Genomic DNA, 14,887 nt, shown 5'->3' with positions numbered 1-14,887 from the left:
AATCCCGATGGCGCCGTCAGCCCGCCATCGTGAAACAGCCGGAAAACTCCACCTTCCGGCGGTCCAAAGAATGGTATCGGATCAATGAAGCCTCGGACTCTCCATTGAACTGGAGCAAAGATCGGTCTCAGGTCACATTGTCAATCCGGTTTCGCGCTGTCATCGCCGAGTCATGGTCCGTTCCGAGGTCAATGCCTCATGATGAGTCGGGCGCCTCAACGTGTGCAACGACGTTCGAAATTGACGTCAGCCGATTCAACGAGGTCACCACAACCATCGTCCCGGCGGGGACATCACGGGCTTCTTTAGGGGTCTGAGAACTGGTTTGCGGTCAAGCTGCTAGGCCATCTTTTCGCTGCCCACTCAAAGCTGGTGCCGTCGACCCAGATACAGTGGAGCAGAACGGCGATCTTCCTGGCGACCGCCACTTTGGCCTTCTTCATGCCGATCCGCTTCGACAGTCGGACGCCCCACGCCTTCAGTGAGGTCCTCGGCATCAACGTTGCTGGTGATGCCGATCTCGAAATCCTGCTGGACGGCTTCAACCGCGCCTATAACCGGACGACGCCAGCGCGTTCTCCAAGGCAGTTCGCCCTGCCAGAAAGTCGACGGATGCGGCACTTGATGCGCCGATCGTCCCGTTCGATCCGGTTATTCAGGTATTTGCCCTTGCGGATCCGGATCGGCTTCAGCCGACGCCGGGAACGATCGGATCCTGCAAGCGATTTGATGTCACAGAGATTGTAGGCCAAGTACCAGCGAACGCAAAGCAGGATCACTGAGGTCAAACAGGCGGCCCTTGAACATCTAATCCTCCGAACATCGAAGGGGTCTTGCCATAGCGTGACCAGCAATCAAAACGTTGCAACACATCCGTGGCATTCCATGTCTTGGGCGATGATCAGGGCTCATGTGGCATGCGAAATTGATATGCAGCCATGGTGAGAGCGAGCCTGCATTCCTGTCGCTAATGGCTGCATACCAACTGCGCATGTAAGGTCTCAGGAAAACGCTTTAGAGCTGCCTCATTGGAGACTCGATTTATCGAAGGCGCGGAGCCAGGCGGATGTCTTGGGACAATAAGGTCGTTTGGTCGGAGGGGCTATTCCTTCGGCCGCAACATTTTCAGCAAAACGACCGTTATGTCGAAAAGCTGGTGCGCAGCAGAACGGCCGTTTTGCATGGCTATGGTTGGGGCATTACGCAGCTCCGGCTCAATCGCGAACTGCTTGGCTTGGGTAAGATCGCTATCGAAACAGCGTGTGGCGTTTTGCCGGACGGGACTCCGTTCAGCATTCCAGATGACGCCGACCAGCCCACTCCGTACGGGGTTCCGGGCCATCTACGCGACTCGCTTATTCACTTGGCAGTGTCCCTCTATCAACCAGGGGCGGTGGAAACGGATGCGCGAGCAGAAATCGACGTCCCGACCCGCTTCGAGGTTGCAGTCCAAGATCTTGTCGACACAAATGCGGGCGAGCGAGGCGGCGCCTCCATTGAGGTGGCGCGGCTGCGTTTTCAGCTCTTACCGGACGCAGCAAATCGCGCTGGGTTCGCCTGTCTTCCTATAGCCCGCCTAATTGAGGTCCGGGCCGACGGTCAAATCATTCTCGATGAGAACTACATCCCACCAACTCCTGACTGCGCCAGTTCCCCTGTCCTATCCAATTACGTGACGGAAATCACCGGCTTGCTTCACCATCGTGGTGAGGCGCTGGCAGCCCGGGTGTCGCAGTCAGGCACGCGCGGGGTGGCCGAGATAGCTGATTTCCTTCTGCTCCAGGCGATCAATCGTTATGAGCCCTACTTCGACCACCTTGCAAAAATCCCAGGCGTGCATCCGATGAGGCTGTATGGCCTGACGGTCCAGCTGGCCGGTGAACTGGCCACGTTTTCCCGGACTGAAAAGCGTCCCCCGACCTTCGTCGGCTACAAGCACGATGCTCTGTCGCACGCTTTTGTGCCGGTGATCAGCTCTATTCGATCCTCGCTTAGCACTGTACTAGAACGCACGGCGATACCATTGCCGCTGCAGGAATACAAACACGGTGTCCATCTCGCCGAGGTGCAAGACCGTTCGCTGTTTACGACTGCCAGCTTCGTGCTGGCCGTAGGTGCCGATGTCAAAACCGAGCGGCTACAGCGCGAGTTTCCGGCCCAAATTAAGATCGGCCCGGCTGAGAAGATCAAAGAGCTGGTCAATGTCGCGCTGCAGGGGATCAGCATCAACCGTCTCCCGGTCGCCCCACGGCAGATACCCTTCCATGTCGGCGTCACCTACTTTGAGATCGATCAGCAGAGCCGCCTCTGGAAGGACATGCCTCATTCCGCTGGCTTGGCGCTGCACGTGGCCGGTGATTTCCCAAATCTCGAAATGGCACTCTGGGCCATTCGGTCCCAATAGCCACCTTTGGAGAATGCAGGCTCAACATGCCACTCATTCTACGTGTAACAAATGCGGAAGCCGGCCTATCGGGTAGCCGAGGCATCAAGTTGCTGATTGAGTCAAACGAGGGAATGTCCATCGGCTTGTCCGAGGACAACGGGTTTGTTTTGTCGGATGATCAGCAAACAGTCTCGACGCACCGCCTTTTGATCGAGCGTGAGGAGGGGAATTTCGTACTGATCAAGCGCAGCGGCAATGGCACATCGTTGAACGACGGCGCTAAGCCGCTGCCGTCGGACCTGCCTGTTATCTTGACGGCCGGTGATATCGTTCGAATTGGCAGCTACATGGTCAAGGTCGATGCTGCTTCCATGGAGGATTCCGCCGAAGGCGAGCCGCACACTGTAGGCTCGCTTGAGGCGTCGAATCTTCTGGGGGTGGTTGAAATGGCTCCTGCCATATCGATTGGTAAGACCACTCGACTCGGGGAATTGTTCGTCGAGCCCTTCGATAGAGACTTTCCGCCGTCGTCGTTCTTGGATGCTGAGCAAGATTTATCGCCAGCCACCGCGGGCGCCTGGCAGCTGGACAGTTATCCAGATCATATACCGGACCAGGCCGGCGTCTTCGTGCAACCAGCGACCTGCGTCGAGACCATCCCGGAGGACTGGGATCTTGCGACAGAGCTCAGAGAGAAACAGGCGTCGACAAATGGGCCAAGCTTGACCAGCGTCAACAAGGAGCCTCCTGTAGAATCCGGCCTGGGCCTGCCACCGCCGACTCCTGAGGAGCCGTCTTGTTTGATGGTGGTTGGGCAGACCAATTCTGGCGGCGAAAACCATGCTGCTATAGCGGCCTTTCTTTCAGGCTGTGGGCTATCGTTGGCAGATCTCGGGCAAACCGATATTTCAACCATCATGGATCGTGCTGGGCGGATGCTTCTGAATTCCTTCGTCGGTCTCAGCAGCACCGTCTCCGCTTGCGAGCACGCCCTGCAAGAATCCGGCCTTCAGTGTACGAGCACCGCGCAGCCGATCGAAAACACCCTGAAGTTCATGCTGAATGCCAAGGGCGCCTTGCGCGGGGCTCTATGCACCGATATCCCGCGGCTCCTTCATGGACACCTCGCCGTCGAGCAGGCCTTTGCTGACATCAAAGCGCATGAGGGTTCGATGCTAACGGCACTGCACAAGGCTCTACTCAGTGTCCGTGAACGCCTCTGCCCTGAAGCGATCAAGGCCTCGCTTGTGCGGACCAGGAAGTTCTGGCCCGGCAGCCGGAAAGCCAGGCTTTGGGACGAGTACTGCCGAGTCTTCGATGCCGTCGTATCCGACATCGAGACTGAAACGCTTCGGAATGTTGAGTCGAGTTTTGGCCTCCAGCGTGCACAAGGCAAAGCCGTGATAAATGAGTCCGCCCAATGGAATCGGTAGCCATACCGACTGAGGGTACCGTCTTAAGTTCCGACCTTGCAGTCGGCCCTGGGCCTTCGGCTCTTTCGTCACCGCCGATATCAGACCAGCCTTTCTGGGAAACGCTAACGCTTCACCGGCTCAATCCGCTGGTCGCGGCTGCGGCAGCGCTGTTGGGCCTCTGTGCTCACCTCAAGAGCAGTACGGATCAACTTGATGTCGAGGAGTTGCGCCTGCAGGTGCTGCGAGGGATCGATGCATTCGAGCGTCGGATAATGTCGCTCGGACTGCCGATTCGGGCAATCAAGATCAGCAAATACGCTCTTTGTGCCACGATCGATGACATCGTTCTGAATACGGCTTGGGGTAGCCACAGCGTCTGGACAACGCGAAGCATGGTCGGAACGTTGTTCAGCGAGACCTGGGGCGGCGACCGCTTTTTCGAGCTTCTAGAGCAAATGAAAAAAACCGCGGCAAACGACCTCGATCTGCTGGAGTTGCTCTACTACTGCATGCGATTGGGCTTCGAAGGTCGCTTCCGGGTGGCCGCGCGAGGAGCCTCCGAACTTAGCGTGCTGTGCGAGGACACGTACCGATTGATTCGGGCAGCGCGCGGTGACTTCGAGCGTGACATATCCCCACACTGGCAAGAACGCGCCACAGCGCGGAGACCGTCCAGCAGATTCGTCCCATCTTGGGCCGCCGGCGCTTTCGGGGCAGTAGCCCTCCTGTCGCTCTATACCTGGCTATTATTTGCACTCGATGGCCAGTCGGATGCGGTCCTCGCCAAACTCGCAACTCTGCCGCCGCGCGGAGCGGTGAGTTTGGCGAGGACCGCAGCACCGTCCCCAGTCCTCATGAATGGCGATCGACTGCGTCGCTTTCTCGGTGCCGAAATCCGCGATGGGCTGGTCGCTGTCACCGAGGACGCGCAGCAGATTCTGGTTACCATCCGTGCCTCAGGGATGTTCGACTCCGCAAGTTCGATCGTGAAGGATTCGTTCGTCTCGCTTTTTCTGCGGATTGGGCGAGCGCTGAACGAGCAGCCCGGGGCGGTTCTTTTGACCGGACACACAGACTCGATGCCGATCCAATCTCGTGCCTATCCTTCCAACCAAGACCTCTCAATGGCGCGTGCCAAGGCAGCGGCTGAGATTATCAGATCGACGATGAGTGAGCCGGGCCACGTGCGGGAAAAGGGCAGAGGGAGCGGAGAACCGATCGCTTCGAACCAGACGCCAGAAGGCCGCGCCAAGAACCGGCGGATCGAAATCATAATTACGAAGCCAAACTGAGAGTTAGCCCATGCAGTCATTCAAGAGAGCGCTCCAGGGCAAATGGCTCGGTATCGCAGCAGCCGCCCTGGTGAGTGCTGTGATCTTTATTTTTGGACGGCACCTCTCAATTGGAGGGTACATCCCACTTGACAGCCTTGGTGAGCAACTTGCGGCGTCAACGTTGATGCCGATCGCCTACGTGGTCATCTGCATGATCCAGGGCAACGTTGAAGGCTTTTTCCTTACACGAGCGTCCGGCATGCTGGACGGGATCCGGACAAATCAAAACGAGGCGGATGGTGCAGGATCGGCTTCTTCCGATTGGGGCGGAGCGCGAGCCAGCGCCGCTGCCGAAGCAGAACTGGAGGCCATGTCAGCTCGCTTTCGCGAAACTCGTATTACGCGCAAGCGGCTTCGTCGTCACGGCGTTCTCGGCAAGCGGTGGTTCGATCAACTGCCGTGGTACGTGATTATCGGTACGCCTGGATCGGGAAAATCCACTGCCCTTGCCAATTCCGGCCTCAGCTTCCCATTGGCGGAAAAACTCAGCCGGAAATCGATCGGGGTGGTCAAGGCCACCAGCAATTGTGAATGGTGGTTCACCGATGACGCCGTACTCATCGACACTCCCGGATACTACGTGGTTCAGAAACGCAACCTGGAACAGGACAAAGCGGTCTGGCAGGGCTTTCTTCGCCTCCTTAGCCGCAGCCGTCGGCGCCAGCCGCTGAGCGGGGTGTTGGTATCAATCGCGATAAACGAGCTGAGTTCGTCCTCCGAGGAGGTACTCTTCGATCACGCCAGATGCATCCGGCAGCGGATCCTTGATCTGTATCGAGAATTCGGATTGCGGCTGCCGATTTATATATTGCTCACCAAGAGCGATCTAATTGCGGGATTTAACGAGTTCTTCGACGACCTTGGCCGCGAGGGCCGCGAGGCCGTGTGGGGTTTCACTTTCGCGCCATCGGAAAGTGAACGCGATCCGATGGGATCTTACGCAGCAGAATATGACACACTCGTCGGGCGCCTCAATGACAGGCTGCTTGAACGACTGCAGCAAGAGAGCAACATTCACCGTCGCGCGCTTGTGTTCGGCTTCCCACAGCAGGTCGCAAGCCTTAAGCATCTATCCTATCAGTTTCTACAGGAGGCCTTCGGTCGCAACGCCTACGAGGACCCGATCTTGCTCCGCGGCATCTACTTCGTGAGCGGAATGCAAGTGGGTGCGCCCTTTGATCGCATTGCGGGGGCCAGGTCTCGGACCTTCGGCATCTCTCTGCGGGCCACCCCTATTTCACCCGACCAGAAGCGTAGTTATTTCATCACTCGTTTGCTTCGCCAGGTCGTCTTCGCCAACGCTGGACTTGTTGAAGCCCATCCCCGTGTCGAACGGCGACAGCGGTGGCTTCGATATAGCCTGTGCACGACAATCGCGGCAGCTATGGCCTCAGCGGCTGCCTTCTTGATAGTCAGCTACAGTCGCAATGTCCACTTGATGGAAGGGGCTCGTCTTGCGGTCAGCAGCTATGCCAAGGAAGCGGGGAAACTCCCCCTTGACCGGGTAGACAGTAGCGATCTCCGACCAGTTCTGCCGCTGCTGGATCGGCTACGCGCCGTGAAGACCGATTATGACGAAGCCGCCAGAGCGGACAACAACTTCTCGGGATTAGGTCTAGATCAAAGTGAAAACTTTCAGATACAAGCGCATGCGGCCTATCGCCGGGGCGTAAGGACGATCTTGCTGCCGCGCCTAGTTTTCCGACTGGAAACACTGGTGGCGGAACACCAGGACGATCTTCCGTTCCTCTATCAGGCGCTGAAAATTTATCTGATGCTTGGGGGACGTGGCCCGTTCGAGCCCGGGGACATCAATGAGTGGATGACCCTCGACTGGAAACTGCTGTTTCCGGCTGAGGCAGATGCCGCCCTTCGCCGGTCGCTGGCCGATCACCTCGATGCCCTTTTGGACAACCCGCTGCCAGGTATCAGCCTCAATGGCGAACTGATCGAAAAGAGCCGCGCAAAACTCCAGGCCCTCTCGATGCCGCGTCGTGTGCTTAACATCATCACAAACAGTACTCAGGCCGCTAACTTACCAACATGGCGTCTGTCCGACCACGCCGGACCGATGGTGGGGGACGTCTTGATGCGCAAATCAGGACAGCCCCTCAACAATGGCATCGCCGGTATTTACACCCGAGCCGGTTTCCATGGGACATTCCTGCGCCTGCTGCCACAGGTAGCAGACGCGATTGCTGCAGAAGGTTGGGTTCTTGGCGACCAGGCGACCACTTCCACAGGTGAAGCGGAAGAGACGCTGCGACGTGCGGCGATGGATCTCTACTTTCAGGAGTTTGCGTTTGGTTGGGACGAAATCATTAATGACATTTCGCTGCGGCCAATGGCGAGTGTCGATGACGCTTTGCGAACGTTGAACGCGCTTTCAGCACCCACCTCGCCGATGCGCTTGTTCCTTGCCGCAGCGGCACAGGAGACCAAGCTCGGTGAACCGCCCGAGCCCGATACGCCGACCGAAGCTAAAGGCACTGATCAGAAGGAGCTACCCGTCGGCGACCTTCAGGCGCTCTTCCGATCGCCGCCTGTCGCCGGCACTTCCGAAAGCCATGATTGGCTCTACACGGATGTGCATTTTCAATGGCTACACCAACTTGTCAATGTGCCGCCAAACAGCCCCCCCGGTGCTCAAGCGCCGATCGACAGCGCTGTAAGCGATCTTGCTGCTCTTTACCAATCACTTGGTGAGATGCAGGACCTCGCCGGATCAAACTCGTTGGAGAAAGGTGACGAAACGGCTATCGCAATCCGCAAAATCGAAGCAGGAGCCGCCAATCTGCCGCCACCCATTCAGCAATGGATCCTGAGCGTCGGCCGCTTCAGCTCGAAACTGTCCATGAGCGAGGCAAAGCGTCATCTCGCTAGCGTGTGGGCAGACGGTGCTGCCGAGTTATGCCAGCGGGCAACCGCAGGACGGTATCCCTTCAGCCGTGGCTCCCGTCGAGACACTCCATTGGGAGATTTCGGGCGGCTGTTCAGCCGGGACGGCGTGATCGACACGTTTTTTGCGCAGCACTTGGCTCACTTTGTTGATAGGCCCGAAGGCCCGTGGAAGGCACAGTCCACGGGAAGCGACAATTTACAAATCGACCGAGAGGCCTTGGCACAATTCAAACGAGCAGCCGCAATCCGGGACTCTATGTTCAAGGATGCCGGCAGTCAGCCGTCTATTGAGTTTCTGCTCACCGTCACTGATACCGATCGGTCGACCGACGAGGTGGTGGTCGAGATCGACGGCCAGCAAATCACGCAGCGACGAGGAGCATACAAACCTGTGCGTTTCCGTTGGCCCACGGTCGGCGGCCTCGGTGGCGCTTCGGTCACTTTCAACGGCTTGGAGCGTGCTGCTATTTGGAAGGTGGGCCCCTGGGCGTTGTTTCGACTATTGGACGAAGGGAAGACGCTTCCTCAAGAAGCGACCGACCAGGTTTATGTACGGATAGCGGCTGGCCGCCACTGGGTGACATTCATGCTCCAAGCCGACAACTTGAACAACCCGCTATCTCGCAATCTGCTATCGCGATTCCGATGCCCACAAATTTGAGGAGCCCTCGGTTGCTGCTGCACGTACGTCCTGCCGCTCAAACGGAAAGATGCCATCACAGGCGCATTTCAGCTGCACGAGCCTCCACTCCGAGATTGCCGAGGGATCAAATGCCGATGGGACTGGCAGGGTGCCACGGCGGATCCCGCATGGAAGCGGACTTCCTGACGTCGTTTTTCACCTCTCCGGCATGCCGCTGGTTTCCGCTGATCTTTTCAGCACGCCTCGAACGACTCGTGAAAGGCGTCAACGCCAAATTAGGATTTACCAGCGGGATGGTCGTGCTCAAATTCCGATCAAAGCTTTGACCTTCCTCAAATGCCGGTGACAGAACTCGTCGGTCGCGATGGACGAATGGTTTGCCGTTTCGTCCATTCAACGTAATTCAATCTACGACAACCAATGTGGAGACATATAATGAGCCAAGTACATAGTGCCCAAATGGCGCAGCGGTTCTTGTCCGTGATGAGGAGCGCTCAAGCCGCGAAAAAGCTTGAATTCTGCTTTGCCGTTGGCACTATTGTCATTGCCGGCGAAAAGAAGCCGGTGGTTTTAGTGCGGAAGAAAGGCCTGAAGGGCCTGCGGGTAATTCTGGAAGATATGCCCTATAAAACTCCCAAAGGTGTTCAGGAACCCGTTGACTTCAAGTTTCTGAGATCTGGTACAGGGACGATGAACGAGCGCAGCGTCATTGTCGTACGGCTGGCCAAAGGAGGCACGGCCAATTTTACGGCGATCAAGACCCAGATGAAGCGTTATTTCAAGGACCTGAGAGTAAGCCTCCCGGATATCCAGGAGGCTGAACCCCTGAGTGAAGAAGACCTCAATCGATTTGAAATAGCAGCCAAGGCGAACTCTGACGACCTGCCTTCAGATGACAATCAGGAAATCGTCAAAGAGAACCTGCCGGAAGGCGCTGCGGAAGCTCTCTCTGAAGGACTGAAGCAAACCATAGCCACTTCGGCAGCGTCAATCGCAGCTCACTCCAATCGTATCAGTCGGCAAACGGGGTTAATGCAAACTGCCGAGCTGGGCCCATTGACAAATAAAATCGCCGATTGGCTCAAGGAAATATTGGCCGCAACGCCGGTTGAAGAGCGGGAAAATGCCCTCCATAACTTCACTTGCCGGCTTCTATTGATGCTGGCCTACGACGACAATCGGAGAAACCTCCAATATGTGGACGAGGCACCCGATGGCGACGAGATGAAAACGGATCGCCCAGCGAAGCCGGACGAAGCAGGCGTTGACGACGGCGCTGAGCGTGAAGCGATAAATATAGGCGGAATCGATCTCGACCGTGTTGCGAGACACCCGGTCGATCAAGCCGAGGTCGTAGAAACCCTGTTCCGAATGACTAAGGCAGAGGCACAAGAGCGACGGCTTCCTTATCCTCTGGAAAACGCGAGCTCCGACAGGATCGCCATGATGGTGTCATCGCAATGGCCCAAAGAAGAAGGGCATGCTGCCAACAGGCGCGAGATTTTGGAGCGTCTGATTGCCGTGTTGGAGCAGCGGCTCCGCAATGACGATCAGCTGATCGCCGTGCTTGGCCTCAAGAAAGCGGATAAGCTGGAAGGGGATTTCCTCGCGTCCGTTCGGAGTATCAAAGATAAATGGCAGGCCCGCCTCGACGGCGCGCTGGTGCATTGGGAGGAGACGAAGAGCAAAATCAACGAGAAGTACGATGTAAAAGCCCGTGGCGGAACATGGACTCCGATCGACGAGCTCTTCCAGGAGATCAATGATGCGGTCGCGAACGAGCTTGCTGACATTACTAATCAAGTGGCCGAGGCAAGGTTTGATGCGATCGAGCGCGGTGAAGCAATCATCGAATCCGTTTTCCAATACCTCGACGGAAACGAATTCATCCAACTGCTTGACAATCCTCCGGCGGCCTTCGCTCATATTACGATCGGGAAGATGCTGCGGGACGGAATTGGGAGTGTCGGCAGCGAGCTGAAGCGCATCAAAGCCTCTCTCCCTGCGGCCGCACCGGCCGCATAGCCGCTCGAGTAATACCCTACGCGTGTTCAACTGATCGAAGAAACAGGAGCTGGCGTGATGATCCCAAAGAAGGGTGACTTCGGTCCGGACACGTGGGGTGGTAGCCCCGACAGCTCTTAGTCCGCCGTCCGCCCACCCGTGGACATGGATAGCACGATAGGATTGGCCAGGCTTCCAGACAACGTTCCAGTGAGGGAGGAGGGTGTGGCTGGCGGAACATATCCGCAGGCCAAGAGCATCTGCAGGTACACTTCCCCTCGGACGTGCTTGACGCGCGACCGATGCCACCGAGGGGACACATTTCGCCCCTGGAACCCCGTTGCCGGTAAGCGCTATTTTCCCCGCACGTTGACGCGGGCGCTTTCGACGGATGGCCTTCGAATTGGGAACGGTATCTGGTCTGATCAGGCTGCTGTTGCTTTGGCGAAGTTGAAGGGCAGCAGATCGTAGATATCAGCGTCCTCGTTGCGTTGAGGCAATTCGGTGAGGACGTGGCGCAGCCACGCTAACGGCTCGACGCCACAGGCGCGGCAGGTCAACATCAGGCTGTAGATGACGGCGCTGGCCCTGGCTCCGTCGACGGTATCGCTGAACAGCCAACTTTTCCGGCCAGTGGCAAAAATCCTGATGTCACGCTCGAGAAGATTATTGTCGATCGGCATGCTGCCGTCCTCGGTGTAACGAGTCAGATATCCCCATTGGTTCAGGGTGTAGGAGACGGCGTCGCCGAGCTTGCTGTCCGGCAAGACTTTTGGGGCGATGTCGTCGAGCCATGCCTTGAGAGCATGGAGGATGGGGACACTATGTTGCTGGCGGAAGCGGCGAATGCAGTGATCTCGCGTTTCGCCGTCATCGGGGATTTCGTTCCGCGCCTGCCTTTCAACCCGGTAGAGCTGTTCGAAGAACCGGAGCCCCTGTTCCGGCAGCCCGCCACCCTTCTTTCTCGCTTTGAGTGCGTCGACGAAGCGCCGCCTGGAATGGGCCATGCATCCAAGATGCGTTGCCCCTTCCAGCGTGCGCCAGGCGGAATAGCCGTCGCTCATCACGATGCCGCGGTAATCGCCCAAGAAGGTCTGCGGGTGTACCTGGCCGCGACCCGGCTGATAATCGAGCAGCACGATCGGCTCGTCACTGTCGTGGCCGCTCCGGTATGCCCACATGTACGAGGTGCTGGCGGCCGCTCTGTCCATTTCCTTCAACACCTGAACCGTCGTCTCGTCGCCATGGATGAGGGTTTGCGATCTGAGCCGCAGTTTCAGCGCGTCATAGATGCGATGCAGGTGCTTTTCGCTCGAGCCGATCACCCGGTGGCCCAGAGCGCCTCGGCTGACAGGAACGCCGGCGCGCTCAAAGGCCTGTGCCAGGCGGTAGAGCGGTGTGCCGTCGACGTATTTGTGAACGAGCGCGAAGGCCAGCGTCGAAGCCGTGGCGATGCTGCCCGGCAAGGGTTGTGCGGGCATCGGCGCGGTCACGACCGGCGTGTTGATGCCGGTACGGTCACAATGGCGGCAAGCATATTTGAACCGCACATTCTGCAAAACCTTCGCCTTCACCTCGATATGAAGTTGCTCGGTAACGGCCTCGCGCATGCGATGCATCTGATGACGGCAGCAAGGACAAGCCTTCTGGTCGTCGGGAAGGTCATACTCGACGCGCTCGCGCGGCAGGTTTTCCGGCAAGGCCTTGCGGCCGCGCTTCTTTCCCGTCGCCCCTTCGCTCGCCGGCAAGCCCGTGTCCGGCAGGGCAACGACATCGCCATCTTCGTTATCGGCGGCGTCCTCATCCGCGGCCTGTTCGGCTTCATTGAAGAGACGGTCAATGTGTTTTTCACTGCGCGGCGCAAAACGATGCAGTCGTGCAAGCGCCAGCTCTTCCTCGAGTTTGACGACGCGTTCGGTGAGGTGACGGTTCTCCGCCTGCAGCGCAGCAATACGCGCCATCAACGCTTCAACAGTCGGTTCGCCGGGCGATTCATCAGATTCTTGAATCGAAAGCATGCCGCCGCGTCAACCGCTCAATTCGAGAGCCCTCAACCGGCAACCTGATATTGCCGCAGCGGATGGCGGACCATCGCATCGATATCGATGCCGTCGAGGATCCAGTGCAATTGCTCGCTCGTAAGCGTGACCACCGCTGCCTCCCGGCGCGGCCACCGGAACTTGTCCTCGGTCAGCCGCTTCAGGACCAGCACAAAGCCCGACCGATCGAAGAACAGGAGCTTCATCCGGTCGCGACGGCGATTGCAGAACGCAAAAACCGCCGGAGCAAACGGATCGAGCGCCATCGTCTCTTGGACCAGAACCGCAAGGCTGTTTATGCCGGCCCGGAAGTCGATCGGCTCGCGGTGCAGGCTGAACCGGGATAAACGCCGGTGATGTGGACGGCGGGAGGGACTGGGTCTCCGTGCGCTTCTTTATCCACTTCCGAAGAAGGTTCGCATTGACCCCATGTTCGAGCGCAAGCCTCGATACCGACACGCCAGGCTCAAGGCAGGCCGAGACAAGACGGTCCTTCGATGCCGGCTCGTATCGGCGTCGCCCGTTCCGACCAACAAGCCTTACCAGCAGTTTCCGATCATCTTCTTCCATCACAAGGTGTCCACCTATTTTGGTGGACACCTCATGCATCAGAGCACTCAACAGCAAAAGGTGCGGGGAAATTCGCGCTTACCGTTGCCGGACCAAGCGACAAGGATCATCCTCGCCGGCATCGAGCTGGTTCTTTGAATTGGACCCGCTCCGCGAACTCCTTGCCCGCCTTGATGTCGGCTTCTCGGCGTCGGTGTTACGCTGCTTCGGCGCCGCCACGATCGTTGCGTCGACGATCTGGCCGCCCATCGCCAGCTAGCCGGCCTTGCCGAGGTGCAGACGAAATTGAGCAGAATATGTCCGAAATCGCGCGGTGGGTTCAACCGGTCACTGCAACACCTTCTGTAGCCTATCGGCCGGCGTTTCGAAGTCCAGGATTTTTCGGGGGCGCTGATTGAGCCGCAGGGCGATGCCGTCGAGTTGGGCCTGCGAGACCTGCGAGAAGTTGGTTGTTCTCGGGAAGTACTGCCTGAGCAGACCGTTGGTATTTTCGTTGCTGCCGCGTTGCCAGGGACTGCGCGGGTCGCAGAAGTAGACCTGTAGATCGGTTGCGACGGTGAAGCTCTTATGACGAGCCATCTCTTTGGCCTGGTCCCATGTCAACGAGCGCCGCAGCTCTTGGGGCAAAGTGCCGATCTTCTCGGCGAGGGCCGCCACGACGGTCGCCGAGTCCCTTCTCGCCAACTTCACAAGCATCGTGAACCGGCTGTGTCGCTCGACGAGGGTGACGATGTTTGTGTCGTTCGCTCCGGTGAGCAGATCACCCTCCCAATGGCCTGGATGGCACGATCCTCCGCCTCTGCGGGACGCCCGCACACGGAATTCCTGACAGTCCCGCCCGCTCGGTCAGAGCCTTCTTGAGCGAATCCAGCAGGCCACTACTCGACCAGATTGGCGGTCCGATCGGACAGTTTACTGCTGACGGCGCCTACGACGGAAAACCGACTTACGACGCAGTCATCGATCACAGCGCTGCCGCCGCAATCGTCATTCCGCCTCGTGTCAACGCGGTCGAACCATTCGACGATAGACCTGCCGGCCAAAGGGACCAGCATATCGCCGCAATCGGCAGAGACGGCCGGATGAAATGGCAGGTCTCCAACGGTTATGGACAAACGCTCGCTGGTCGAGACCGCCATAGGGCGATACAAGTCCACCATCGGGCGGCGTTTGCGGGCACGGTCGCTTCCAGTTCAGCAGACCGAAGTCGCCATCGGCTGCGCCGTCCTCAACCGCATGCTTGCCTGCGCACGCCCGAAATCGCCCGCCGCAAGGCGGCCACGGCATAGTCTGCCGCTTCAAAGATCGACATCCCCTCAAGTCCGGACCCATGCACCAACGCCCTACGGCACCCCTGGTTGGTCTGGAAATCGGAAATAGAGCCAGACCGCGTGAGCAATGATCATCGGCGGGAAGCGGTGGCGATTGGCGCTAACGGGCGAAGCGATCATACCGTCGTTCCATGATCCAAAAGCTGACCGGCAGTCAACGTGGCATCGCCAGTCCTTTGGGAAGCATCACCATGTCCCGATCGAATGATTGAATATGAATTGCGCATGACGGCGGCGCGACCGATAGGCGCTAGAGCACTTCCT

10 protein-coding genes and 7 pseudogenes are annotated in these 14,887 nt (G+C 58.1%); 10 read left to right on the top strand and 7 right to left on the bottom strand.

Going from position 1 to position 14,887, the window contains the following annotated elements:
* The coding region (locus NKH03_RS32235) for a hypothetical protein (RefSeq protein ID WP_352972909.1) at positions 1 to 317 on the top strand (317 nt) is incomplete at its 5' end.
* Here NKH03_RS32235 and NKH03_RS32230 read toward each other — a convergent pair.
* Positions 306 to 488, bottom strand: a pseudogene (locus tag NKH03_RS32230) (IS110 family transposase); the annotation flags it as partial. The gene NKH03_RS32235 and the pseudogene NKH03_RS32230 sit on opposite strands and share 12 nt — an antisense overlap.
* On the opposite strand from NKH03_RS32230, the pseudogene NKH03_RS32225 reads away from it, so the two are divergent.
* Positions 481 to 610: pseudogene (locus NKH03_RS32225) on the top strand (IS481 family transposase); the annotation flags it as partial. The pseudogenes NKH03_RS32230 and NKH03_RS32225 overlap by 8 nt on opposite strands.
* On the opposite strand, the pseudogene NKH03_RS32220 reads toward NKH03_RS32225, so the two are convergent.
* Positions 597 to 710: pseudogene (locus NKH03_RS32220) on the bottom strand (IS6 family transposase); the annotation flags it as partial. The pseudogenes NKH03_RS32225 and NKH03_RS32220 overlap by 14 nt on opposite strands.
* A 356-nt stretch (positions 711 to 1,066) precedes the next feature.
* Between NKH03_RS32220 and tssK the strand changes: the two are divergent.
* From tssK to NKH03_RS32190, 6 genes are all read left to right on the top strand, one after another.
* The gene (gene tssK / locus NKH03_RS32215; protein WP_352608080.1) at positions 1,067 to 2,404 is read left to right on the top strand and encodes a type VI secretion system baseplate subunit TssK; all 1,338 of its coding nucleotides are present in this window, start codon (positions 1,067 to 1,069) and stop codon (positions 2,402 to 2,404) included.
* 26 nt (positions 2,405 to 2,430) lie between these two features.
* Positions 2,431 to 3,819, top strand: coding sequence for a type VI secretion system-associated FHA domain protein TagH (gene tagH, locus NKH03_RS32210; protein WP_352972907.1), 1,389 nt, complete (start codon positions 2,431 to 2,433; stop codon positions 3,817 to 3,819).
* On the top strand, positions 3,807 to 5,093 hold the full coding sequence (gene icmH / locus NKH03_RS32205; protein ID WP_352608076.1) for a type IVB secretion system protein IcmH/DotU: 1,287 nt from the start codon (positions 3,807 to 3,809) through the stop codon (positions 5,091 to 5,093). Before tagH ends, icmH begins: the two co-directional genes overlap by 13 nt.
* A gap of 10 nt (positions 5,094 to 5,103) precedes the next feature.
* Entirely contained in the window at positions 5,104 to 8,697 is a 3,594-nt protein-coding gene (gene tssM / locus NKH03_RS32200; protein ID WP_352972905.1) for a type VI secretion system membrane subunit TssM, read from the top strand.
* 149 nt (positions 8,698 to 8,846) lie between these two features.
* Entirely contained in the window at positions 8,847 to 9,005 is a 159-nt protein-coding gene (locus NKH03_RS32195) for a hypothetical protein (protein WP_352972903.1), read from the top strand.
* Between the two features lie 109 nt (positions 9,006 to 9,114).
* Positions 9,115 to 10,704, top strand: a complete 1,590-nt coding sequence (locus NKH03_RS32190; protein WP_352972901.1) for a hypothetical protein — start codon at positions 9,115 to 9,117, stop codon at positions 10,702 to 10,704.
* A gap of 404 nt (positions 10,705 to 11,108) precedes the next feature.
* Here NKH03_RS32190 and tnpC read toward each other — a convergent pair whose 3' ends face one another.
* From tnpC to tnpA, 3 genes and pseudogenes are all read right to left on the bottom strand, one after another.
* Entirely contained in the window at positions 11,109 to 12,701 is a 1,593-nt protein-coding gene (gene tnpC / locus NKH03_RS32185; RefSeq protein ID WP_502913578.1) for an IS66 family transposase, read from the bottom strand.
* Between the two features lie 32 nt (positions 12,702 to 12,733).
* Positions 12,734 to 13,003, bottom strand: coding sequence for an IS66 family insertion sequence element accessory protein TnpB (gene tnpB, locus NKH03_RS32180; RefSeq protein WP_352608082.1), 270 nt, complete (start codon positions 13,001 to 13,003; stop codon positions 12,734 to 12,736).
* Positions 13,004 to 13,022: 19 nt separating this feature from the next.
* A pseudogene (gene tnpA / locus NKH03_RS32175) lies at positions 13,023 to 13,268 on the bottom strand (IS66-like element accessory protein TnpA); the annotation flags it as partial.
* Between tnpA and NKH03_RS35120 the strand changes: the two are divergent.
* Entirely contained in the window at positions 13,152 to 13,430 is a 279-nt protein-coding gene (locus NKH03_RS35120; protein WP_502899637.1) for a hypothetical protein, read from the top strand. The pseudogene tnpA and the gene NKH03_RS35120 sit on opposite strands and share 117 nt — an antisense overlap.
* 181 nt (positions 13,431 to 13,611) lie before the next feature.
* On the opposite strand, the pseudogene NKH03_RS32170 reads toward NKH03_RS35120, so the two are convergent.
* Positions 13,612 to 14,113, bottom strand: a pseudogene (locus NKH03_RS32170) (IS30 family transposase); the annotation flags it as partial.
* A gap of 54 nt (positions 14,114 to 14,167) precedes the next feature.
* Between NKH03_RS32170 and NKH03_RS32165 the strand changes: the two are divergent.
* A pseudogene (locus NKH03_RS32165) lies at positions 14,168 to 14,555 on the top strand (transposase); the annotation flags it as partial.
* A gap of 101 nt (positions 14,556 to 14,656) precedes the next feature.
* Here the strand turns inward: NKH03_RS32165 and NKH03_RS32160 are convergent.
* A pseudogene (locus NKH03_RS32160) lies at positions 14,657 to 14,743 on the bottom strand (IS6 family transposase); the annotation flags it as partial.
* Positions 14,744 to 14,887: the final 144 nt, after the last annotated feature.

It is taken from the genome of Mesorhizobium sp. M1406 (assembly GCF_040317555.1).
Classification (GTDB): Bacteria; Pseudomonadota; Alphaproteobacteria; order Rhizobiales; family Rhizobiaceae; genus Mesorhizobium.
Note: the sequence above shows the minus strand (reverse complement) of the source record. Positions and strands in the feature narration are given on the sequence as shown.